Origin of the sequence: Pseudomonas sp. TAE6080 (assembly GCF_018732265.1) — a bacterium.
Lineage (GTDB): Bacteria > Pseudomonadota > Gammaproteobacteria > Pseudomonadales > Pseudomonadaceae > Aquipseudomonas > Aquipseudomonas brenneri.
This window is the reverse complement of sequence record NZ_JAHIDY010000012.1, coordinates 112,669-134,382: the sequence shown is the minus strand read 5'-3', so window position 1 is coordinate 134,382 and position 21,714 is coordinate 112,669. Positions and strand designations below refer to the sequence as shown.

Below are 21,714 nucleotides of genomic sequence, written 5' to 3'. Positions count from 1 at the left end.
CGACATGCTGCATTTGTCCCGCCTCACATCGCTGGCCCTGACGATCGCCCTGATAATCGGCGCGCCTATGGCATTCGCCGACCAGACCGCTCCGTCAGCCATGGCCGCGACCACCAAGGCGCCGCTGCCGCTGGACGAATTGCGCACCTTTGCCGAGGTCATGGACCGGATCAAGGCAGCCTATGTCGAACCCGTCGACGACAAGACTCTGCTGGAAAATGCCATCAAAGGCATGCTCAGCAACCTTGACCCGCACTCTGCCTACCTGGGCCCGGAAGATTTCGCCGAGCTGCAGGAAAGCACCAGCGGCGAATTTGGCGGCCTGGGCATTGAAGTCGGCGCCGAGGACGGCATCATCAAGGTGGTGTCGCCGATCGACGACACCCCGGCGTCCAAGGCCGGCATCCAGGCTGGCGACTTGATCGTGAAGATCAACGGCCAGCCGACCCGGGGCCAGACCATGACCGAAGCCGTCGACAAAATGCGCGGCAAGGTCGGCCAGAAAATCACCCTGACCCTGGTACGCGACGGCGGCAGCCCGTTTGACGTGACCCTGACCCGCGCCACCATCACGGTCAAGAGCGTGAAGAGCCAGTTGCTGGAATCCGGCTACGGCTACATCCGCATCACCCAGTTCCAGGTCAAGACCGGCGACGAAGTGGCCAAGGCCCTGGCCAAGTTGCGCAAGGACAACGGCAAGAAGCTCAACGGCATCGTCCTGGACCTGCGCAACAACCCGGGCGGCGTACTGCAATCGGCGGTGGAAGTGGTCGACCATTTCATCACCAAGGGTCTGATCGTCTACACCAAGGGTCGTATCGCCAACTCCGAACTGCGCTTCTCGGCCACCGGCAAGGACCTGAGCGAAAACGTGCCACTGGCGGTGCTGATCAACGGTGGCAGCGCCTCGGCCTCGGAAATCGTCGCCGGCGCCCTGCAAGACCAGAAACGCGGCGTGCTGATGGGCACCACCAGCTTCGGCAAAGGCTCGGTGCAGACCGTGCTGCCGCTGAACAACGAACGCGCACTGAAAATCACCACGGCGTTGTACTACACGCCTAACGGTCGCTCGATCCAGGCCCAGGGCATCGTCCCGGATATCGAAGTTCGTCGGGCCAAGATCACCAACGAGACCGACAACGAGTACTTCAAGGAAGCCGACCTGCAAGGTCACCTGGGCAACGGCAACGGCGGTGCCGACCAACCGACCGGCAGCGGCCCGAAAGCCAAGCCGATGCCCCAGGACGATGACTACCAGCTGGCCCAGGCGCTGAGCCTGCTCAAGGGCCTGAGCATTACGCGCAACCGTTGATATGCGTTTTGCCCTGATCATCGCCTTGCTGTGCTGCATGGCAGGGGTCGCCCAGGCGAACCCTGCCAACCAGCCCCACAAGGCTTACCTGACGCTGATCATCGACGACCTCGGGCAGAACCTGCCCCGCGACCGCCGCGTGCTGGCCCTGCCCGGGCCGGTGACCACAGCGATCATGCCTGACACCCCCCACGCCGCCGAATTTGCCCGCGAGGCGCACAAGGCCGGCAAGATCGTGATCCTGCACATGCCCATGGACCCGGCTACCGGCCCGTTCGCCTGGCACCCGGAGCTGCCCATCGAAGAACTGGGCAAGCGCCTGGACGCGGCGTTCAAGGCTGTGCCCTACACCGCAGGCATCAACAATCATATGGGCAGCCGCATGACCGCCGAGCCTGGGGCCATGGCCTGGTTGATGGGTGAACTGCAACGCCGCCACAAGTTCTTTGTCGACAGCCGCACCAGCGCCAAGACTGTGGCCGCTGCTGAAGCGCAGAAGATTGACCTGGCGCATGTCTCGCGGGATGTATTTCTCGATGACGAACGCACCGAAGCGGCCATCACCACGCAGTTGCAGACCGCTATCAAGCTGGCCCACAAACAGGGCTCGGCCGTGATGATCGGCCATCCTTATCCGCAGACCCTCGCGGTATTGGAGCGCGAACTGCCCAAGCTCAAGGCACAGGGCATCGAGTGGATTGATATCAAGCTGATGATCAGTGTGCGCAGCAACCGGGCCATGGCTGGGCACGGCAAGGACGGAATTTACCGCTGAAACCTGTAGGAGCGAGCTTGCTCGCTCCTACAGGTAGCGCGTCATGATCTCGTCAACGACACCCTCTTTACGCAACTGGTCCAGCGCCGCCTGCAGCTTGGCCACTACCTCATCCGGCACTTCCTTGTTCAGCGCCAGATAAAGCTCGGCGCTGTTGAAGCGCAGCACCGTCTTGAGCCCGGAAACACCGACCTGGCGCGCCAGATAGCGCCCGGCAGGGTCGCCGGTGGCCCAGAGGTCAATCTGCCCCTCCATGAGCTTTTGCGCATTGTCCTGGTCGCGCAGCACGATAATCGGCTTGAGCCCGCGTTTTTCCAGGGTCTGGGCAATGGCGTCGCCTTTATAGGCACCGATCTTGTAGCTACGGGCGTGCTCAAGGTCGGTCAACTGAATGGGGCTGTCGGCCTTGGCCAGCAATACCCAGTCATCCGGGCCAATCGGGCCGACCCATTTGAACAACGCTTCACGGTCCGGCAGGCGGGCCATGACGAAGACCCCATAGCCGGGCTTTTCCAGGGCGAGTTTGTAGATTCGCTCCCAGGGGAAGCGCAGGGTGAGGTTGTAGGAAATACCGGCAAGCTTGCAGGTTTCGCGCACGATGTCTGCGGCGATGCCTTCGATGTTTTCATCTTTGGCGAAGTTCTTGCCGTTTTTCGCCATGTTGTAAGGCGGAAAGTTTTCCGTCAACAACACCAGGGAATCACCAGACGGCTCGGCAGCATGGGCCGAACCCGCCAATAAAATGGAGGAACTGGCGAGGGCAAGAAGCAGGTCTTTGAGCATCAAGGGTTACCGGAATCCATGGCAGGCCCCAGAGTGCCGCGAGCCTGTCATGGTGTCCAGTGACGTTTAGCGTACGACGATTCCGCGCGCCGCCATGTAGGCCTTTGCCTCGGGCACGGTGTACTCGCCAAAGTGGAAAATGCTCGCCGCCAGCACCGCGCTGGCGTGGCCTTCGATAACGCCGTCGGCCAGGTGCTGCAGGTTACCGACACCACCGGAAGCGATCACCGGGATGCCCAGCGCATCGCTGATGGCGCGGGTCACGCCCAGGTCGAAGCCGTTTTTCATGCCGTCCTGGTCCATGCTGGTCAGCAGGATTTCACCAGCGCCCAGGCCTTCCATCTTCATCGCCCACTCCACTGCGTCCAGCCCGGTAGGTTTGCGACCGCCGTGGGTGAAGATCTCCCAGCGCGGGGTTTCGCCCGGCCCGGAAACCTTCTTGGCGTCGATGGCGACGACGATGCATTGCGAGCCAAAGTGCTGCGCGGCTTCGCCGACAAACTCGGGGTTGAACACCGCGGCGGTGTTGATCGAGACCTTGTCCGCACCGGCATTGAGCAGGTTGCGGATGTCTTGCACGGTGCGCACGCCACCACCCACGGTCAGCGGGATAAACACCTGGCTGGCCATGCGCTCGACGGTATGCAGCGTGGTGTCGCGGCCGTCGACGCTGGCAGTGATGTCGAGAAAGGTAATCTCGTCGGCACCCTGCTCATCGTAGCGACGGGCAATTTCCACCGGGTCGCCGGCGTCACGGATGTTCTCGAACTTGACGCCCTTGACCACCCGACCGTTGTCGACGTCCAGGCAAGGGATGATGCGTTTGGCCAGCGCCATGGTCAGTCCTCAGCCGTTGTAGGCATCGCAGTAGGCCTGGGCCTCGGCGACGTCCAGGGTGCCTTCATAGATCGCACGGCCGGTGATCGCGCCGATGATCCCAGGAGCCTTGGCGTCCAGCAGCGACTTGATGTCGCCCAGGTTGTGGATACCACCGGAGGCGATTACCGGGATCTTGGTGGCGGCCGCCAGCGCAGCGGTGAAGGGTACGTTGCAGCCCTGCATCATGCCGTCTTTGGCGATATCGGTATAAACGATGGCGGACACGCCGTCGGCTTCGAACTGCTTGGCCAGGTCGATCACCTGCACGGTGCTGATTTCAGCCCAGCCGTCGGTGGCGACAAAACCATCCTTGGCGTCCAGGCCCACGATCACCTTGCCCGGGAACGCGCGGCAGGCCTCGGCGACGAAGGCCGGGTCTTTCACGGCCTTGGTGCCGATGATCACGTAGCTCACGCCCGCCTTGACGTAGTGCTCGATGGTTTCCAGGGAACGGATGCCACCGCCGATCTGGATCGGCAGGTTCGGGTAGCGCTTGGCGATGGCCGTAACCACTTCGCCATTGACCGGCTGGCCTTCGAAGGCGCCGTTCAAATCCACCAAATGCAGACGGCGGCAGCCACCCTCCACCCACTTGGCAGCCATGCTGACCGGGTCATCGGAGAACACCGTGGAATCTTCCATGCGGCCCTGGCGCAGGCGTACGCAAGCGCCGTCCTTGAGATCGATAGCGGGGATAATCAGCATCTGGCAAACCTTATTCGATATTCAGCATTGCTCGAAGAATCAGGGTTTTTCGAGCGCCCACAAGTCGCTTTCGATGCTTTCGAACCTTTCTTTAAGGTGCGTCTGCACATCGAAAATCGCCCTGTTGTAATAGTGCGGAGCAATTTCAGTGGTAAACAGTTCGAGGATCTCCGCCACCTCGAACGACCCGAGCCTGAGCTCGAAGCGGTCTTCCATGAAACGCTTGATCTTGTCGGTCGCCTCACTCTCCTGCTGGGGAGTGAGATTGAGGATCGGCGGCTTGATCTTCTTGGCCATTACCAACGCCCGTCCCAGCTGGCGAAGTTCTGCAGCAATTGCAGGCCATGGGTATGGCTCTTCTCCGGATGGAACTGCACGGCAAAGCGCGAGCCTTCGGCCAGCGCGGCGGCGAAGTCGACGCCATAGTGCCCGCCACCCACCACCTGGCGCGGGTTACCGGCGGCGATGTAGTAGCTGTGCACGAAGTAGAAACGCGCCATGTCCGGGATGTCATGCCACAACGGGTGGTCGACGGTGCGGCGCACTTCGTTCCAGCCCATGTGCGGGACTTTCAGGTGCTCGCCATCTTCATGCAGGTCCTTGCCGAAGAACTTCACGTCCCCCGGGAACAGCCCGATGCAGTCGACGCCGCCGTTTTCTTCACTGCGATCGAGCAAGGCTTGCATGCCCACGCAGATCCCGAGGAACGGCCGGTCCTGGCTGACTTCACGCACCAGGCTGTCAAAGCCCAGGCGGCGGATTTCAGCCATGCAGTCACGAATCGCGCCCACGCCGGGAAACACCACCCGGTCGGCTTCGCGAATCACCTTGGCATCGCTGGTGATCAGCACTTTGCCGGCACCTACGTGTTCGAGGGCCTTGGCCACCGAATGCAGGTTGCCCATGCCATAGTCGATAACCGCGACCGTCTGCATTACAGGACGCCCTTGGTCGAAGGCATTTGCCCGGCCATGCGGTCATCGAGCTCCACAGCCATGCGCAGGGCGCGGCCGAAAGCCTTGAACACGGTTTCGATCTGGTGGTGGGTGTTGGTGCCACGCAGGTTGTCGATATGCAGGCTGACCAGCGCATGGTTGACGAAGCCCTGGAAAAATTCCTGGAACAGGTCCACGTCGAAGCCGCCCACGGTGGCGCGGGTGTACGGCACGTGCATCTGCAAGCCTGGGCGGCCGGAGAAGTCGATGACCACCCGCGACAGCGCCTCGTCCAGCGGGACATAGGCGTGGCCATAACGGCGGATGCCTTTTTTGTCGCCGATGGCCTTGGCAAACGCCTGGCCGAGGGTGATACCGACATCCTCCACGGTGTGGTGGTCGTCGATATGCAGGTCGCCCTTGCTGACGATATCCAGGTCGATCAGCCCATGACGGGCGATTTGATCCAGCATGTGCTCAAGAAAAGGGACACCGATATCAAATCGGGCCTTTCCGGTGCCATCCAGGTTGATCGAGGCTTTGATCTGGGTTTCCAGAGTGTCGCGCTCGACGGACGCCTTACGTTCGGCCATCACCAGCTCCGCAAAATCATTGGGCGAAAAAGGTGGCCATTATAGGGGCTGCGGGCGCTAAACAGAAACATTGGAGGGGATAAGACTGACGGCGTGTCGGGGATAGACATGTCAGTACAAGTGTGGGAGCGGGCTTGCCTGCGATGCAGACGCCTGAGTACTACAGATACACCGAGCTGGTTCTATCGCGGGCAAGCCCGGCTCCCACAGGAACCGGGCCCACATGCCTACAGCGGTGTTAGTGGAACAGCACTGCCGTCTTCTGCAAGGTCACCCACACGCCCCACGCCAGCGGAATACCCACCACCAGCCACGCGGCAATGGCCAATGGCACGGTGCCGGAAGCGGCTTTCCACTCCAGGGAAGTGCTGGCATCAGCGCCCTTGTCATGGCCCAGCGCCTGTTCGGCCGCCAGTTCAGCGTCGGTCATGAAGTACTTGTCGGCCACCGGGCGCACCAGCAGGTTGCAGATAAAGCCCAGCACCAGCAGGCCGGCGAGGATGTACAAGGTGATGTCATAGGCTGCGGCGCGTTCGACGCCGATGCTCAACTGATATTCACGCAGGTAGTTCACCAACACCGGGCCCAGCACGCCAGCCGCAGCCCAGGCGGTGAGCAGGCGACCATGGATCGCGCCAACCATTTGCGTACCGAACAGGTCCGCCAGGTAGGCCGGTACGGTCGCGAAACCGCCGCCGTACATCGACAGGATGATGCAGAACGCCGCCACGAACAGCGAGACGTTGCCCAGGTGGCCGAGGTTCGGGATCAGCGCATACAGGGCAAAGCCCAGGGCGAAGAACACGAAGTAGGTATTTTTACGGCCCAGGTAGTCGGAAAACGACGCCCAGAAGAACCGTCCGCCAATGTTGAACAGGCTCAGCAGGCCAGTGAAACCCGCCGCGATGGCCGCGATAGAGGCCAGTTGCCCAGCATCCAGTTGGCCAAATGGCACATCGACACCCAGCAACTTGCCGCCAAACACTTCCTGCAACAGCGGCGACGCCATGCCGAGGATGCCGATACCGGCCGACACGTTCAGGCACAACACCAGCCACACCAGGCGAAATTGCGGGGTTTTCCACGCCACGTTCACGTGGACGTGACGGTGGGTGATCATCGCGTTGCTGGCTTTTTTCGCCGGCGCGGTCCAGCCCTCAGGCTTCCAGCCGGTCGGCGGCACGCGGTAGGACAAGGCGCCACCGATCATGAACACGAAATAGATCGCAGCCATGACCAAAAAGCTCTGCCATACGCCCACGCCAGTCGGCGAAGCGAAATGCCCCATCAATGCCGCTGCAAGGGGGGGCACCGACCATCGCACCACCACCAAAGCCCATGATCGCCATGCCCGTGGCCATGCCGCGCTTGTCCGGGAACCACTTGATCAGGGTCGAGACCGGCGAGATATAGCCCAGGCCCAGGCCGATACCGCCAATCACCCCTGAGCCGAGCCACATCAGCCAGATCTGGTGGGTATAAATCCCCAGCGCCGAGATCAGCAGGCCACCACACCAGCACAAGGCCGACACAACGCCCGCCTTGCGCGGCCCGGCATGCTCCAGCCAGCCGCCCCAGATTGCCGCCGAGCAGCCCAGGAAGATGAAGAACAGGGTGTAGATCCAGCCCAGCATGGAGATCGGCCAGTCGCAGGACGACGAGAAAATCTGCGCGATAAAGCTCATGTCCGGTGCGCAAGCGACCGGCGCGGTGACGCCCAGCGCCTTGGACAGCGGCAGCCAGAACACCGAGAAACCGTAGGCCATGCCGATGCACAAGTGGATGGCCAGGGCGGCCGGCGGAACCAGCCAGCGGTTGAACCCGGGCTTGGCGATGATGCGCTCCTTGGACAGGAACGCAGGCTGCGCGGCGGTAGATCCGGCCGCAGTGCTAGTGCTCATTGGTGTTTCCCCCAGTTATTAGTCTGTGTTCGCCAGGCGCTCTCCTCCTCGGCCTTTGCACGCGAGGCGTGGCCGTTCTGTTGAGTAAAGCTCCCTGTAAGCGCGACGTTTAGTCGCAGAAGGCGGGCGAACGCGCAGAGATTAGCATTTGCCGGTGACAGAAAAACCAAACTGACACTACCTTTTTCGGCTCATCTGTTTTGTTTGACACGATGTAACGATGCGTAAACAGCCGCCGGCCTCGCGGCGTTATACTCAGCGGCTAAATTTTAAAATCGACATACAAGGACTCGCCCATGAAAGCGTTCGGCAAAATCCTGGGTCTGGTACTTCTCGGGCTGTTGCTGATCATTGTGGCTCTGGGCTTTGCCCTGACCCACCTCTTCGATCCCAACGACTACAAAGACGAGATTCGCCAGATTGCCCGCGACAAGGCCCACATCGAGCTGACGCTCAATGGCGATATCGGCTGGAGCCTGTTCCCGTGGCTGGGCCTGGAGCTGCATGAAGCCAGCGTGGCCACCCTGAGCAATCCTGCCCAACCGTTCGCCGACCTGCAGATGCTTGGCCTGTCGGTACGCGTGCTGCCATTGCTGCGCCGCGAAGTGCAGATGAGCGATGTGCGCGTCGAGGGCCTGAACCTGCGCCTGACCCGTGACAAGCAAGGCCATGGCAACTGGGAAGATATCGGCAAGGCGCCGGCCGTTGCGGCCACAGGCACCGCCGAGGTGCCCGCGACGCCAGCACCAGCCACGGCGCCAGCGCCGGAGAAAACGGCCCAGCCGATCCGCCTGGATATCGACAGCCTGACGGTCAACAACGCGCGTATCGAGTACAACGACGAGCAGACCGGCAAGCAGTTCAGCGCCGAAAGCATCCAACTGAGCACCGGCGCCGTGCATGAAGGCGCGAGCATTCCGGTCAAGCTCACCGCATTCTTTGGCAGCAACCAGCCAGTCATGCGGGTCAAGAGCGAACTCAACGGCGAGCTGCGTTTTGACCGTGCCCTCAAGCGCTATCAGTTCGAAGACATGAAAATCGCCGGTGAAGCCACGGGAGAGCCGCTGCAAGGCAAGACCGTGACGTTTGCCACCCAGGGCCAGTTGCTGGTGGACCTGTCGGCGAACATTGCCGAGTGGACCAGCCTCAAGCTCTCGCTCAACCAACTGCGGGCACTGGGCGAACTGAAGGTCAACGACCTGGATAAAACCCCGCAGGTCAGCGGTGCCCTGTCGATTGCCCAGTTTGACCTGGCCAAGTTCCTCGACAGCGTCGGCCAGCCACTGCCGGCCATGGCCCCAGGCAGCCTGAGCAAGGTCGAACTGGTCAGCCGCCTGCAAGGCACGCCTTCGAGCATGGCGCTGGAAGACCTGAACCTGAAACTCGACGGCAGTACCTTCACCGGGCGCCTGGCCGTTGAAGACTTTGCCAAGCAATCCCTGCGCGTCCAGCTCAAGGCCGACACGTTCAACGCCGATAACTACCTGCCGGCCAAGTCCGAGGCAGCCAACAGCGCCGCCGTCGCACGCCAGGCCGAAGTGCAGAGCAGCGAAGCCGGGGCCATGGCCGCCGGTGGTACCACACCGCTGCCGGACGCACCGACCAAAGGCGCCTGGAGCACCGACAAGTTGCTGCCACTGGCACGCCTGCGCACGCTGGATGTGATTGCCGACCTGTCCTTCGGCCAACTGACCCTCGGCCAGTTACCCATCGAGAACGCCACCCTCAAAGCCTCTGGCCAGGGTGGTCAGCTCAAGCTCGACACCTTGAGCGGTGGCCTCTACAACGGCACGTTCCAGGCCAACGGCAACCTCGACGCCCGCGAAGATGTGCCCGTGCTGGCGTTGCAGACCAAAATCAAGCAAGTGCCGGTCGAACGTATCCTGCAAGCCCAGGGCAAAACCCCGCCGGTCAAGGGCCAGATTACCCTCGACAGCAACCTGACGGGGCGCGGCAACAGCCAGAAGGCGCTGATCGACAGCCTCAACGGCAGCGCCAGCTTTGTGATCAACAATGGCGTGCTGCTCAACGCCAACATTGAACAACAGCTGTGTACCGGCATCGCCCTGCTCAATCGCAAGACCCTGGCCAGCGAACCACGTGGCAAGGACACACCGTTCCAGGAGCTCAAGGGCAACCTGACCCTGCGCAACGGCGTCGCCAGCAACCCGGACCTGAAAGTGCGCATCCCCGGCCTGACCGTCAACGGCAATGGCGACATTGACCTGCGCGTGCTGGGCATGGACTACCGCGTAGGCATCATCGTCGAGGGCGACAAGCGTGACATGCCGGACCCGGCCTGCCAGGTAGGCTCGAACTTCCGTGGCATCGAAGTCCCGCTGCGCTGCCGTGGCCCGCTGGAGCTGGGCGCCAAGGCCTGCCGCCTGGACAAGGACGGCCTGGGCCAGGTTGCGGCCAAGATGGCGGGCAACAAGCTCAGCGAGAAGATTGAAGAGAAGCTCGACAAGGTCAACCCCAAGCTCAAAGACGCCCTCAAAGGTTTGTTCAACCGATGAGGAACGAGCAATTTTCAGCGGCCGTACTGGACTGGTACGACCAGCACGGTCGCCATGACCTGCCCTGGCAGCAGGGCATCACCCCCTATCGGGTGTGGGTCTCGGAAATCATGCTGCAACAGACCCAGGTCAGCACCGTGCTCAACTACTTCGACCGTTTCATGGCCTCGCTGCCAACGGTCGAAGCCCTCGCGGCCGCACCGGAAGATGAAGTGCTGCACCTGTGGACCGGGCTGGGTTATTACACCCGCGCACGCAACCTGCAGAAGACCGCGAAGATCGTCGTCGCCGAGCACGGCGGCGAGTTTCCCCGGGATGTCGAGAAGCTCACCGAACTGCCCGGTATCGGCCTGTCCACCGCTGGCGCCATTGCCAGCCTGAGCATGGGCCTGCGCGCGCCGATCCTCGACGGCAACGTCAAGCGCGTGCTGGCGCGCTTTACCGCCCAGGAGGGCTATCCGGGCGAGCCCAAGGTCGCCAAGCAGCTGTGGGCCACCGCAGAGCGCTTTACCCCGCACGATCGCGTCAACGCCTACACCCAGGCGATGATGGACATGGGCGCCACCCTCTGCACCCGCAGCAAGCCCAGCTGCCTGCTGTGCCCCCTGGAAAAGGGCTGCGAAGCGCACATGCTGGGCCTGGAGACCCGCTACCCGATCCCCAAGCCACGCAAGACCATCCCGCAAAAACGCACGCTGATGCCACTGCTGGCCAACCATGAGGGCGCAATCCTGCTTTACCGCCGCCCTTCCACCGGCTTGTGGGGCGGGTTGTGGAGCTTGCCGGAACTGGACGACCTGGACGACCTGGAACACCTGGCCAACCAGCACTCACTGGCGCTGGGCAAGCAGCAGGCGCTGCCTGGGCTGGTCCACACCTTCAGCCACTTCCAGTTGGCTATCGAACCCTGGCTGGTCCGGGTCGAGGAATCGGCCCATCACGTGGCCGAGGCCGACTGGCTCTGGTATAACCTCGCCACCCCGCCGCGCCTGGGCCTTGCCGCCCCGGTAAAAAAACTGCTGAAGCGCGCGGCCGATGTATTGAACGCAGGAGTTTCGTCATGACCCGCACCATCATGTGCCGCAAATACCACAAAGAACTGCCTGCCCTGGAGCGCGCCCCGTTCCCGGGTGCCAAGGGCCAGGACATTTTCGACCATGTATCCGCCCAGGCCTGGGCCGACTGGCAGAAACACCAGACCCTGCTGATCAACGAAAAACGCCTGAACATGATGAACGCCGAAGACCGCAAATATCTTCAAGGCGAGATGGACAAGTACTTTTCCGGCGAGGATTACGCCAAGGCTGACGGCTACGTGCCGCCTGCTCAATAATTGATCAAAAACCGGGGTTGGCACGTAAGCGACGGTAATAATTAAATATTTTTTGAAAACTTGCTTGACGACCCCCTGAAAAACCCGTTTAATGCGCCCCGTTGCCCAGATAGCTCAGTCGGTAGAGCAGGGGATTGAAAATCCCCGTGTCGGCGGTTCGATTCCGTCTCTGGGCACCACTAATTAGTTTCAGGTGGTGCAAACGTCATCTGAAACACACAAGAAACCCGCCTAGTGCGGGTTTTTTGCTTTCTACGGCTCCCAACCGTTTCCTTGTAAGCCCGAACATAGGTGAGTAGATCCAGTTCGGCCCAGAAGCCTACTCACACCACGCCAGCACGGTGGAAACAAACGTGTCGGCCAAGAAACAAGACGCCGCCTATCAATTGCGTATCTACGAAATTTTCGAGACCACCAAGGTCGGCCATCAAGGCAAAAAGCGCCGCAGAGCACGGCGCGATGGTGGGGGAGATTCAAGAGAAGGTCATGACACTGACCGATTACTCACTGATTCCTACAGGCCTGCCACGCCCTTGATGCCACTGGGCTCACAGCTCTTTGAAACGGTGGCGAGGAACACCGGGGACAGGCAACCGGATACTGTAAATATTTCCCGCTTCCGGGAAGTCCGCCTGCTCGGCGGCCGACATGCCGAACTTGGCGGTGGTAATGAACAAAGTGCGCATGTCCGGCCCGCCAAAGCAGCAACTTGTGGGGCGCGGTACTGGCACTGGCAAGGTCTGGGTCAAGACGCCGTTACGGTCGTACCTGAGCAGGCAGCCGCCGTTGAACTGGCAGACCCAAAGGCCGCCTTCCGTGTCCAGCGCAAGGCCGTCTGGGCGGCCCAGTTCGGCAGGCGTCTGGGCAAACACTGCCACTTGTTCCAGGTAACTGCCGCTGGCCGGGTAACGGGCGCGGTAAATGGTACAGGCCACTGAGTCGACAAAAAAAAGCTCGGTGCCGTCGATCGACCAGGCCAGGCCGTTGGGCAGACTGATGTGATCCAGCATCACCGAGGCATTCAAGCCGGCATCGTAGCGATAGAGCTTGCCGGTGCTTTGACTGTGCCCTTCATCCATCAAGCCGGTGACAAAACGCCCTTGGGGGTCGCAAGCACCATCGTTGAAACGATAGGACGAGAGGGTGATGGCCAGTTTGGAGTTATGGATAACCCGCAGGCTGGTGCGGTCGAGGATAGCAACCCCGGCATTCTGGGCAAAAATCAGATTGCCCTTCTGGGTCAACGCCAACGCACCGATCCGCGAAGGTGACTCATACAGTCGCGTGAGGTTGGCCTGTTGATCCAGGGCATTGATCTGCCCGCCACTGATATCCACGAATAACAAACTGTTTTGGGCTTCGTCCCAGACCGGGCTTTCGCCCAGGTCGGCCTGGCACGATGCAAAAAGACGTAGCTCTTCCTGAGCAGACATTTTCAGCACTCCTTGATGTGGTCCCACTGTTGAGCAACTTGCTCGGCGCTGGCTGCGCTGATCCGGGCGAGATCGACGGGATAGTCGACACCCGGGTTCTCGGCAAACCGTGTGGCCGTGAATTGGCCATTGCTGGCGCGCAGGATATAGCCGGTGTCCTGGCATTGCTGCGACGCCAAGAAGATCACGCCAGGGGCTACCCATTCGGGCTTGAGGTTTTCCGGCTCGCCCTTCACGCCCCACATACGGGTCTTGGCCACCGGCGACACCGCATTGACCAGGATGCCCGCCTCCGCACCTTCCATACTCAGCGCATTCATAATACCCAGTTGCGCCATCTTGCCTGCGGCATACGCCGTCAGGCCGGCTTGTGCATATTGCTGGTACATCGCCCGGTCCGATGAAGTCAGCACCACCCGCGCAGCAGCAGATTCCTTGAGGTATTTCCAGGCATGCTTGCATAACCACACAGGCGTATAGATATTGATATCCACCGCTCGCCCGATGAAAGTTGCATCCGCCTCTTCAATAGATTGATAACCCACCCAACCGGCGTTGTGAATCAGGATATCGAGTTGCCCAAATGCCTTGATGGCCGTCTCTACCAACTGCTGGCAACCCTGTTCCGTGGAAAGGTCGCCATGATGGCCGACCACGCTAAACCCCTTGGACTGAAGCGTTCGCGCGGTGTCCATGACAATGGAGGCATCGGTCCCCGCACCCAGGTTATCCGAGCCAACATCACTGATCACCACATTGGCGCCCAGTTTCGCCAACGCTTGGGCATAAATGAAACCCAACCCTCGACCTGCGCCCGTTACAATCGCTGTTTTACCTGTAAAGTTCATTAGTTCTTCCTCTTGATTGCCACCTCACCTTAACAATGAATATCCGGGTTGTTTAATACTAACGACGGCGCAAATTGATACTTGCCATATATCAAGTTAACGCTTGTGAACTATTAAAGGATATTCACTTGCCCCCCCTGATCAATTCAAATGAAGGAACAGAAGAAATGATCGAAACCCGCCTGCTGCGCCAATTCATCGCCGTGGCTGAAGAGCTGCATTTTCACAAGGCCGCTATTCGCCTGCACATGGCCCAGCCGCCCTTGAGCCAGGCCATCAATCGCCTGGAAGACAAACTGGGGTTTAGCCTGTTCACCCGCAACAAACGCGGGGTAAAACTGACCCCAGCCGGTGGTGCTTTCCTGAATGCGGCCTACAGCACCCTCAAGGAGCTGGAGCTGGGTATCGAACACGCGCGCCAGGTGTCCGAAGGCATCGCGGGCAAACTGACCGTGACCGCCGTATCGATCGCCTACTACGAGCCACTGCTCAGTACCCTGCGCCAGTTCCGAGAAACCTTTCCCAAGGTCCAACTGATCATCAAGGAGATGCCGTCCTCCAGCCAGGCCAAGGCAATCCTTTCGGGGGAAGCGGATATCGCGTTCATGCGCAAGTTGCCAATCTCGGCGGAAAACGTCGAGTCGCGCCTGCTGCTGGATGAAGAGATCGTGATGGCAATGCCCACTCATCATCCCAAGGCGCGAGATGGCCAGATCGACCTGAGGGATTTCGCCGGGGAAGACTTCGTGTTCACTCCGCAAGCCCTGGGCACCGGCTATCACAGCCAGCTCATTGCCTTGTGTGAAGCCGCCGGCTTTTATCCCAAGGTGGTCCAGGAGGCCGCGCAGATCCATACCTTGATCGGCCTCGTGGCCTGTGGCTTCGGCGTGGCCCTGGTGCCCGAGTCGATTGCCAACTCGATCATGCGCGACAAAGTGTTGTTTCGCCGGATCTACCCAGTCACCGCGTCCCCCAACCCGGCAATCGGCCTTTACATGACGTGGAACACCCACAACGAATCACCCTTGATGGACAGTTTCATATCCATGCTCGATTTCGGCGCCGCCCCCCAGGTTGAAAAGACACTGGCCACCCAGCCCAGTTAAAGCGCCAGCTTGTAATCCTTCAGCCACGCCGCAAGGGACTGGGCCGTTTCCAGATTCTTGCGCTTGAGTTGAGAGTTGAAATGACTCATCGGGTCGCGAAACACCGCCTAACAGCTAGTGCGTTTTTTTACCTGCGATTTAATACCCGCAGGCTTTACGCCGCCGCAGCCAAAACTGGATACTTTCATGCATGCTGCGCCAGGCCCGGTAAACACCTGAGGGTTATTTATCGCGCAGCTCAACCGTCTAGCCTTTACCCAATCTCCAGCAAGGTAGTTATTTCATGACCCGGTACTTGTTCTGCACGCTGTTAATGCTGACAGCGCTGCTCAGTGGATGCGCCACGACGATGGACGTCGCGATCAACGCAACCCCGGACCCGGACTATCACTTTGACCGGCAAGCCCCCGTGCTGGTGACATCGGCAAACGGCAGCGACGAAAACGCACTCAATGCCCGCTACTACCTGCGCGACATGGTCAGCGCGTTGAAGGACCAGGGTTTTCGCGAGGTGTTTACCGACACCAACAAACCCAAGAATCACGCGCCGATCAAAATGACCGTCACCCTGGACATTGGCAGCCGCGAGAAGACTTACCGCTATGTCGCCACCGACTACGGGCAAGTGCCGACCAGCACGTCCACCGTGTGCAAGAACAGCAAGAAAAAAGACGACCGAATGGTCTGCACCAGCACGCCGAACACCACCTATGGCCCGGTAGGCAGTTCGGAACGAACCGGCTACACCACCCTCACCACCTTCACCGCCACGGCGCGGGATGAAGCGAGCAAGCGTGCGGTGTACCTGCTGCGCGTGACGTCCTACAACGACGACTGCCAGGCCGCCAAGGTCGAGGCCTTTGTGGTGCAGCAAGGCTTGCAGAACCTGAACTTCCAGGACCGTGTGCAACGCAATTACACCGTTACGATGCCTGAAGGGTACCGCTGCAAATAGTTCGTCGATGAGCTACAGGCAGCTCAGGGTGAAGGTCACTTCGCAGTCAACCGTTGCGGCCCCAGGCCAGGATCGACTGCACACCAATATTGCTAATAGCAATTATTATCATTTAAGCTGCGCGCAAAATGTCCTCCCTCCCGCACCACTAAAAATAATCAAGGAGTTGCGATGCCCTTTGCACGCGAGCCAGGTTCATGGTTGAAGGCACTCAGCCTTGCCCCCTTCGGATTCGTTTCGATGCTTGTCCCCGTCGCCGTCGCGGCCGAGGAGAAAGGTCAACTCGAACTGCCCAGCCAAAGTATTACGGCGACGGCTTCCGAAGAAACGGCAAACGGCCCGGTCCAAGGCTATGTCGCCAAGCGCAGTACAACAGGCGCCAAGACCGACACCCCGATCACCGAAATCCCCCAGTCGATTTCCGTGATCAGCGCCGACCGCATGCGCGACCAGGGCGCACTGACCGTGCAGGACGCGCTGCGTTATGTTTCCGGGGTGCGGGCCGAGCCCTTTGGGCTCGATAGCCGGGGAGACTGGTCGAAAGTGCGAGGCAGCGCGCCTGCCCTGTTCCTTGATGGTTTACAGCAGAGCTTCGGCAGTTACACCAACATCCGCACCGACCCCTTCACCCTCGAACGCCTTGAAGTCCTCAAGGGCCCCGCGTCGATGCTGTATGGGCAGAGCCCGGTGGGCGGCCTGATCAACCAGGTCAGCAAACGCCCCAAAGCCGAGCAACACACCGAGTTGCAACTGCAATACGGCAATTACAACCGCAAGCAAGTCGCGGTGGACACCACGGGCGCCCTCAACTCAGAAGGTACCTTGCTGTATCGGCTGGTGGCTATTCAACGCGACAGCGACACTCAGGTTGACCACGTCAAAGATAACCGTCAGGTCCTGATGCCATCGCTGACCTGGCGCCCCAACGAGGATATCGACTGGACCGTGATGGCTAACATCCAGCGCGATGACAGCGGCTCCACCACACAGTTTTTCCCACACAAGGGCACCCTCTGGAACGCGCCGTACGGTCGGTTCCACAGCAACCGCTTCGCCAGCGAGCCGGGGTTTGACGAGTACGACAGTGACCAGACAGCCCTGACCTCGCAATTCTCGTGGCACCTGAACGACACGTGGACCCTGCGCCAAAACCTGCGCTGGCAGAAGAGCAAAGTCAGCTACCAGTCGATCTACGCAAAATTTGCAGCAAAACCACTCTTTAAACCCGATAACCAGACCCTCGACCGCGTCTATTACGTGTCCAAGCCAGAGGTCAAAGTCTGGGTCGCCGACCAGAACGTCGAGGCCCGGTTTGACACCGGCCCACTGCAACACACCCTGCTGCTGGGGGGCGACTACCAGCATGCGGTCACCAACCGGGACGGCGCCAGCGGCGCGGCAACCCCACTGAACGTGTACGACCCGGTGTATGGCACCTTTGATCCATCCATCATTCGCCTCACCGCAGACCCGGAACAACGGGTCATGCAACAAGGGCTCTATGCCCAGGACCAGATCAAATACGAACAGTGGTTGCTGACCCTGGGCCTGCGCAAGGATTGGGCCGCCAGCCAGACCCAAGGCAAAACCCGGCAAAAGGACGACAAGGTGACCGGCCGCGCGGGCCTGACCTACCTGTTCGACAACGGCATTGCGCCCTACTTGAGCTACAGCGAATCATTCCAGCCGCAAATCGGCCTCAACCAGCGCACGCTTGAACCCTACGTACCGCTCAAGGGCAAACAGTGGGAACTGGGAGTGAAATATCAGCCGGTTGGCAGCAGCAGCCTCTACACGGCAGCGGTGTACGACATCCGCGAGCAGAACCGCCGCATGCCCGACCCCGTGGATCCGATGAACACCCTGCAAAGTGGTGAAACCCGCGCCCGTGGCCTGGAGCTTGAAGCACTGGTAGCCGTCACACCCGACTGGGACCTGATTGGCACCTACAGCTACACCGACACCACCGTCCTCAGCGGCTCCCCGGCAGAACAAGGCAAACGCCTGGCCAGTGTCCCCGAAAACATGGCCTCGGTATGGAGCCAGCATCGATTCAGCATCGGTGACATTCCCGGGTTTAGTGTCGGTGCGGGTGTTCGCTATGTGGGGACCAGTTGGGATGGCGCTGACCGCGTGAAGACGCCGTCTTCAACCTTGCTGGATGCGATGCTGGGGTACCGCTACCAGAACTGGAACATGACCCTCAACGCAACCAACCTTGAAGACAAGACCTACTACACGACATGCCTGGCGCGAGGCGATTGCTTCATCGGCAACCGTCGTACGATCGTTGGTACGTTGGCCTACAACTTTTGATTACGCGGTAAGCCAGAACAACGGGTCACGGCACACGGAACACCAGCAGCGGGTTGTCATTGAGCCGCCCATTGAACGCTGGAGCCAGGTGCTCCAGCGGCGTGCCGTGTAGCAGTTGGGTTTCCTTGCGCGCGACGATGACCCAGGACGAGCGCGGCAGCGCGTTCAGTTGCGCAAGGTCGTCGCGCCCGATAAACAGCGGCTGTTCGTCGTGGTCCAGGTTCATGATGTAGCGAATGGCCCAGGTGTCCTTGCCGAGGTTGAGAAACACCAACGGCCCGGGGTTCTCGGCCCGCAGGGTTTCCACGGCGCCCACGAAGTTTTTCGTGTCAAATTGCAGGTCCTTGGCCGGCTCCACGACCCTCACCAGCACCAGCCATTGGGTGGCCAGCGCGATCAGGCTGAGCACCACCAATCGCTGCGCGACACAACCACGCAGACGACGCCAGGCAACGACCGCCGCCAGTTGCAGGGCGATCAGCAGGGCAATCAATCCCGGCACCGAGACATCGGGCCAGTAGCCGTGTTTGTTCCACAGTTGCCGGCAGACCAATACCACGACAACTCCCAGCAGCGGCAGGATCGCCACCAGCCACTCATAACCCCGCCGCACGCCAAGCAACCAGCCTCGGGCCTGAAGCAGCCCATAGGCCGCCACAGCGGCAAACATCGGGACCATGGGCACGATGTAGTACGCGCGCTTGAAGTTCGGCACCGACAGCCCCAACAGGATCATCAAGCCACAACCGCCCAGGCGCAGCATCAACCGCACATCCGCCTCATCATGACGCGCCGACCATGAATGACGCAGGGCAATCAACGTCGCCAGCGCCAACGGTATCACCGGGAAATAGCGATACAGGCTCAGCTTGAAGTAGAAGTAAAACGGCTCGCCACTTTCATCAAGACGACCGGCCACCTGCATCTTCTGCACCTCATCGGCAAACCCATCGCCCCCGCTGATCCGCGCCAGCTTCAAGAGCACCCACCAACAGGCAGCCAGCAGGATCAGTCCGATCACCCCGTGGGCAATCACCTTTTTCAGCAGGCCAATCTTCTCTTTTCGCGAGCGTGCAGGCCCCAGCGCCCAGTACACACAAGCAACCCCACAGACCTCGATCAGCCCCAAAGGGCCACGAATGGCAAACGCCGCCACGAACAGGGGAAAGATTGCGTATTGGCGCAGCCGCGACCCCAGGCGCTCACCGGTATGCAGCAGGTAGAAACAGCCCAGGCACAGCAAAGAGACCATTTGATCCAGGCAGACCGAGCGCGATTTCTCCAGCAACTGGGCAGTCAATGCCGTCAGTAACACTGTCAGCAACGCCCATGCTCGCCCGCAAGGCACCAGCAAACGGTAGACCAGCGCCATCACCCCAGCCGAAGCCAGGGCGGTGGGCATGACGTTAGCCAGGTCGTTAGGCGCGCCGAACAGCCGAGCGAAGAGCAGGCTGAAATAGGTCGCGGTGCCTGGGTAATCCGGGTAAGGCTCACCGTAGGTGGTGGGGAAGAGGCTGGCGCCGTGGCGAAACATTTCCTGCAGGAACACCGCCCAACGCCCGTCAAACCCTTGCGGTTGCTGGTCCCAAATACCTGCTGTAAACAGCAGTAGGGCCACCAGGAAAACACCCAGGGCCTCCAGACGAAAACGCGTGCGGTGTTCCATGGTTCAACCTGCCAGGCCGGGGAATGCTGGCGTATATTGCCGACAGCACGCCTGAATCACGCCTGAACCAAATGCAACATTCCCCGCACCCGGTTGCATTTAAAGATCACGAGCCTTTGCCCGTCGATTTTGTTAGCGTCAACTTCCAATAAAAACTGCGCACGGGTCACCAAACCCCATCGAAAGCGCATGGACCGAGGCCAGTCATGAACCTGCCCACCCGCCTTCACCCCGAGGCATTCCGCGAGCCCGCCGCCGACAACTACCCCATCGGAGGCTTTACCTGGCGGCATATACGCACCGATATCAAGCGCCCGGTGGTGATCATCAACGCCGCCACGTCCGTGCGCTGTCGTCACTATTCGCGCTTCGCCGACTACCTGTTTGCCAACGGCCTGGACGTGATCACCTACGACTATCGCGGCATCGGCGAATCACGCAGCGGCTCATTGCGCGGGTTCAAGGCCTCGTGGTCAGACTGGGGCCGGCTGGATTTCGAGGCGATCATGCAGCGCGCGCAGCGGGAGTTTGTCGGGCAGCCCATTGATGTGGTCGGCCACAGCTTTGGCGGTTGCGCGGCCGGGCTTGGCGCATCGGGTGCAGCCATCAGGCGGCTGGTCACGGTGGGCGCGCAGTTTGCGTACTGGCGTGACTACCAGGCGAATGGCCGCTGGCGGATGTTGGCCAAGTGGCACTTGGTGATGCCGCTGGTAACTGCCGTCTGCGGGTATTTCCCAGGCAAGCGCCTGGGTTGGCTGGAAGACACGCCAGCCGGGGTGGTGCGTGACTGGAGCAGCTCCACGCCCACCTACCAGACACGGCCCAGCGGGCGCGCCTTGGGCGAACTGCCCTTTGCCCGGGTGAAGGCACAGATCCTGGCGATCAGCATTACCGACGACCCGTTTGGCACGGTGCCAGCCATTGAGCGTCTGCTGGGCTACTTCCACGCCAGCGAGCGCCTGCACTTGCGGATTGCGCCGACGGATATTGGCGAAGAAGCCGTCGGGCATTTCGCATTTTTCCGCAGTGAATATCAGGATCGCTTATGGCCGATTGCACTGTCCTGGCTGCAGCACGGCCAGCTCGCGGCCGACACACCGGGTGCGCGGCTGTAGAAACCCTTGGGATTTCGCCAGACCTGCGCTTCAATACGCCACCCAGATCCTGAACCAAGGACGTGAGCCCATGGCTTCGCCAGACAAGCAGCAAAAACGTGCCCAACGGGCAAAAGCCAAGGCCAAGCAGAACCGCACCCAGCGCGCCAATGCACCCAAGCAGGATGCGTTTGCCGACGACGACGAGCGTATTGACCTTGAATCGGTGGACTTGACCGAACTGTTCGTGGAGATGCGCGAGGCCGGCGAGACCAGCCAGCAGGCGCTGTGTGCGGCCTTCCTGGCGCACCCGTTGCTGGCGCTGGTGCTGGAGCAAGAAGGCGAAGAAAACGCCACTGACTTTATCCTGGCGGCGCTGATCGAGTATCGGCAGTGGTCCACCCATAGCGATGATGAAGCAGCAGCGTTGGCGTGGATTGAATCGCCAGCGTTCCAGGCCGACTACGTGGCGGCGTCGCAAGCGCTGACCAATTCGCAAGATTGATACAAAACCCATGTAGGAGCGAGCTTGCTCGCGAAGAACTCAAGAACAACGCGTTTATT

At 60.6% G+C, this 21,714-nt stretch carries 19 protein-coding genes, 1 tRNA gene and 1 pseudogene; 11 read left to right on the top strand and 10 right to left on the bottom strand.

The features are described from left to right. The first annotated feature begins 4 nt into the window (after nucleotides 1–4). Nucleotides 5–1,312: a S41 family peptidase gene (locus KL786_RS11790; protein WP_215517698.1), complete on the top strand. Its 1,308-nt coding sequence runs from the start codon at nucleotides 5–7 to the stop codon at nucleotides 1,310–1,312. 1 nt (nucleotide 1,313) lies between these two features. Next, entirely contained in the window at nucleotides 1,314–2,087 is a 774-nt protein-coding gene (locus KL786_RS11785; RefSeq protein WP_032862288.1) for a divergent polysaccharide deacetylase family protein, read from the top strand. Nucleotides 2,088–2,114: 27 nt separating this feature from the next. Here KL786_RS11785 and KL786_RS11780 read toward each other — a convergent pair whose 3' ends face one another. From KL786_RS11780 to KL786_RS11750, 7 genes and pseudogenes are all read right to left on the bottom strand, one after another. Next, a complete protein-coding gene (locus tag KL786_RS11780) occupies nucleotides 2,115–2,870 on the bottom strand; it encodes a substrate-binding periplasmic protein (RefSeq protein WP_154843450.1) in 756 nt (251 codons plus the stop codon). 66 nt (nucleotides 2,871–2,936) lie between these two features. Beyond that, entirely contained in the window at nucleotides 2,937–3,707 is a 771-nt protein-coding gene (hisF, locus tag KL786_RS11775) for an imidazole glycerol phosphate synthase subunit HisF (protein WP_003171107.1), read from the bottom strand. 9 nt (nucleotides 3,708–3,716) lie between these two features. Beyond that, nucleotides 3,717–4,454 (bottom strand): 1-(5-phosphoribosyl)-5-[(5-phosphoribosylamino)methylideneamino]imidazole-4-carboxamide isomerase, encoded by a 738-nt coding sequence (gene hisA / locus KL786_RS11770; protein WP_003187784.1) that lies wholly within the window; start codon nucleotides 4,452–4,454, stop codon nucleotides 3,717–3,719. 39 nt (nucleotides 4,455–4,493) lie between these two features. Beyond that, nucleotides 4,494–4,751, bottom strand: coding sequence for a DUF2164 domain-containing protein (locus KL786_RS11765; protein ID WP_029295898.1), 258 nt, complete (start codon nucleotides 4,749–4,751; stop codon nucleotides 4,494–4,496). After that, nucleotides 4,751–5,389 carry an imidazole glycerol phosphate synthase subunit HisH gene (hisH, locus tag KL786_RS11760; RefSeq protein WP_215517697.1) on the bottom strand — a complete coding sequence of 213 codons (639 nt, stop codon included), beginning with the start codon at nucleotides 5,387–5,389 and terminating at the stop codon, nucleotides 4,751–4,753. The genes KL786_RS11765 and hisH overlap by 1 nt, the downstream gene beginning before the upstream one ends. Continuing rightward, entirely contained in the window at nucleotides 5,389–5,982 is a 594-nt protein-coding gene (hisB, locus tag KL786_RS11755) for an imidazoleglycerol-phosphate dehydratase HisB (protein ID WP_003218037.1), read from the bottom strand. The genes hisH and hisB overlap by 1 nt, the downstream gene beginning before the upstream one ends. Before the next feature lie 238 nt (nucleotides 5,983–6,220). After that, nucleotides 6,221–7,883 (bottom strand): annotated as a pseudogene (locus KL786_RS11750) (OFA family MFS transporter). Between the two features lie 296 nt (nucleotides 7,884–8,179). Here KL786_RS11750 and KL786_RS11745 point away from each other — a divergent pair. The 4 genes from KL786_RS11745 (at nucleotide 8,180) to KL786_RS11730 (ending at nucleotide 11,911) form a co-directional block, all read left to right on the top strand. Beyond that, nucleotides 8,180–10,399 carry an AsmA family protein gene (locus KL786_RS11745; protein ID WP_215517696.1) on the top strand — a complete coding sequence of 740 codons (2,220 nt, stop codon included), beginning with the start codon at nucleotides 8,180–8,182 and terminating at the stop codon, nucleotides 10,397–10,399. Then, nucleotides 10,396–11,463 (top strand): A/G-specific adenine glycosylase, encoded by a 1,068-nt coding sequence (gene mutY, locus KL786_RS11740; RefSeq protein WP_215517695.1) that lies wholly within the window; start codon nucleotides 10,396–10,398, stop codon nucleotides 11,461–11,463. The genes KL786_RS11745 and mutY overlap by 4 nt, the downstream gene beginning before the upstream one ends. Then, the gene (locus KL786_RS11735; RefSeq protein WP_032862296.1) at nucleotides 11,460–11,732 is read left to right on the top strand and encodes an oxidative damage protection protein; all 273 of its coding nucleotides are present in this window, start codon (nucleotides 11,460–11,462) and stop codon (nucleotides 11,730–11,732) included. Before mutY ends, KL786_RS11735 begins: the two co-directional genes overlap by 4 nt. A 103-nt stretch (nucleotides 11,733–11,835) precedes the next feature. Further along, nucleotides 11,836–11,911, top strand: a tRNA-Phe gene (locus KL786_RS11730). A gap of 369 nt (nucleotides 11,912–12,280) precedes the next feature. Here KL786_RS11730 and KL786_RS11725 read toward each other — a convergent pair. Further along, entirely contained in the window at nucleotides 12,281–13,165 is an 885-nt protein-coding gene (locus KL786_RS11725) for an SMP-30/gluconolactonase/LRE family protein (protein ID WP_215517694.1), read from the bottom strand. A gap of 2 nt (nucleotides 13,166–13,167) precedes the next feature. Then, nucleotides 13,168–14,013, bottom strand: coding sequence for an SDR family NAD(P)-dependent oxidoreductase (locus tag KL786_RS11720; RefSeq protein ID WP_215517693.1), 846 nt, complete (start codon nucleotides 14,011–14,013; stop codon nucleotides 13,168–13,170). A 167-nt stretch (nucleotides 14,014–14,180) separates the two neighbouring features. Between KL786_RS11720 and KL786_RS11715 the strand changes: the two genes are divergently transcribed. The 3 genes from KL786_RS11715 to KL786_RS11705 all read left to right on the top strand — a co-directional run bounded on the left by KL786_RS11715 (nucleotide 14,181) and on the right by KL786_RS11705 (nucleotide 18,390). Then, entirely contained in the window at nucleotides 14,181–15,119 is a 939-nt protein-coding gene (locus KL786_RS11715; RefSeq protein WP_215517692.1) for a LysR family transcriptional regulator, read from the top strand. A gap of 283 nt (nucleotides 15,120–15,402) precedes the next feature. Next, complete coding sequence (locus KL786_RS11710) at nucleotides 15,403–16,074, top strand: YajG family lipoprotein (protein WP_215517691.1); 672 nt, start codon at nucleotides 15,403–15,405, stop codon at nucleotides 16,072–16,074. A 240-nt stretch (nucleotides 16,075–16,314) separates the two neighbouring features. Then, nucleotides 16,315–18,390 (top strand): TonB-dependent siderophore receptor, encoded by a 2,076-nt coding sequence (locus KL786_RS11705; RefSeq protein ID WP_215517690.1) that lies wholly within the window; start codon nucleotides 16,315–16,317, stop codon nucleotides 18,388–18,390. 25 nt (nucleotides 18,391–18,415) lie between these two features. Here KL786_RS11705 and KL786_RS11700 read toward each other — a convergent pair whose 3' ends face one another. Further along, nucleotides 18,416–20,056 carry an ArnT family glycosyltransferase gene (locus KL786_RS11700; protein ID WP_215517689.1) on the bottom strand — a complete coding sequence of 547 codons (1,641 nt, stop codon included), beginning with the start codon at nucleotides 20,054–20,056 and terminating at the stop codon, nucleotides 18,416–18,418. 206 nt (nucleotides 20,057–20,262) lie between these two features. On the opposite strand from KL786_RS11700, the gene KL786_RS11695 reads away from it, so the two are divergent. Together KL786_RS11695 and KL786_RS11690 are read left to right on the top strand one after the other, a co-directional pair. Then, nucleotides 20,263–21,171 (top strand): alpha/beta hydrolase family protein, encoded by a 909-nt coding sequence (locus KL786_RS11695; protein WP_215517688.1) that lies wholly within the window; start codon nucleotides 20,263–20,265, stop codon nucleotides 21,169–21,171. A gap of 70 nt (nucleotides 21,172–21,241) precedes the next feature. Beyond that, nucleotides 21,242–21,655 carry a hypothetical protein gene (locus tag KL786_RS11690; protein WP_215517687.1) on the top strand — a complete coding sequence of 138 codons (414 nt, stop codon included), beginning with the start codon at nucleotides 21,242–21,244 and terminating at the stop codon, nucleotides 21,653–21,655. Nucleotides 21,656–21,714: the final 59 nt, after the last annotated feature.

Coding starts and splice junctions, on each gene's coding strand:
- KL786_RS11785 (WP_032862288.1), top strand. CDS start 1,314: ATGCGTTTTGCCCTGATCATCGCCTTGCTGTGCTGCATGGCAGGGGTC.
- KL786_RS11700 (WP_215517689.1), bottom strand. CDS start 20,056: ATGGAACACCGCACGCGTTTTCGTCTGGAGGCCCTGGGTGTTTTCCTG.
- KL786_RS11720 (WP_215517693.1), bottom strand. CDS start 14,013: ATGAACTTTACAGGTAAAACAGCGATTGTAACGGGCGCAGGTCGAGGG.
- KL786_RS11715 (WP_215517692.1), top strand. CDS start 14,181: ATGATCGAAACCCGCCTGCTGCGCCAATTCATCGCCGTGGCTGAAGAG.
- hisF (WP_003171107.1), bottom strand. CDS start 3,707: ATGGCGCTGGCCAAACGCATCATCCCTTGCCTGGACGTCGACAACGGT.
- KL786_RS11705 (WP_215517690.1), top strand. CDS start 16,315: ATGCTTGTCCCCGTCGCCGTCGCGGCCGAGGAGAAAGGTCAACTCGAA.
- mutY (WP_215517695.1), top strand. CDS start 10,396: ATGAGGAACGAGCAATTTTCAGCGGCCGTACTGGACTGGTACGACCAG.
- KL786_RS11690 (WP_215517687.1), top strand. CDS start 21,242: ATGGCTTCGCCAGACAAGCAGCAAAAACGTGCCCAACGGGCAAAAGCC.
- hisH (WP_215517697.1), bottom strand. CDS start 5,389: ATGCAGACGGTCGCGGTTATCGACTATGGCATGGGCAACCTGCATTCG.
- KL786_RS11790 (WP_215517698.1), top strand. CDS start 5: ATGCTGCATTTGTCCCGCCTCACATCGCTGGCCCTGACGATCGCCCTG.
- KL786_RS11745 (WP_215517696.1), top strand. CDS start 8,180: ATGAAAGCGTTCGGCAAAATCCTGGGTCTGGTACTTCTCGGGCTGTTG.
- KL786_RS11735 (WP_032862296.1), top strand. CDS start 11,460: ATGACCCGCACCATCATGTGCCGCAAATACCACAAAGAACTGCCTGCC.
- KL786_RS11695 (WP_215517688.1), top strand. CDS start 20,263: ATGAACCTGCCCACCCGCCTTCACCCCGAGGCATTCCGCGAGCCCGCC.
- KL786_RS11725 (WP_215517694.1), bottom strand. CDS start 13,165: ATGTCTGCTCAGGAAGAGCTACGTCTTTTTGCATCGTGCCAGGCCGAC.
- KL786_RS11710 (WP_215517691.1), top strand. CDS start 15,403: ATGACCCGGTACTTGTTCTGCACGCTGTTAATGCTGACAGCGCTGCTC.
- KL786_RS11765 (WP_029295898.1), bottom strand. CDS start 4,751: ATGGCCAAGAAGATCAAGCCGCCGATCCTCAATCTCACTCCCCAGCAG.
- hisB (WP_003218037.1), bottom strand. CDS start 5,982: ATGGCCGAACGTAAGGCGTCCGTCGAGCGCGACACTCTGGAAACCCAG.
- hisA (WP_003187784.1), bottom strand. CDS start 4,454: ATGCTGATTATCCCCGCTATCGATCTCAAGGACGGCGCTTGCGTACGC.
- KL786_RS11780 (WP_154843450.1), bottom strand. CDS start 2,870: ATGCTCAAAGACCTGCTTCTTGCCCTCGCCAGTTCCTCCATTTTATTG.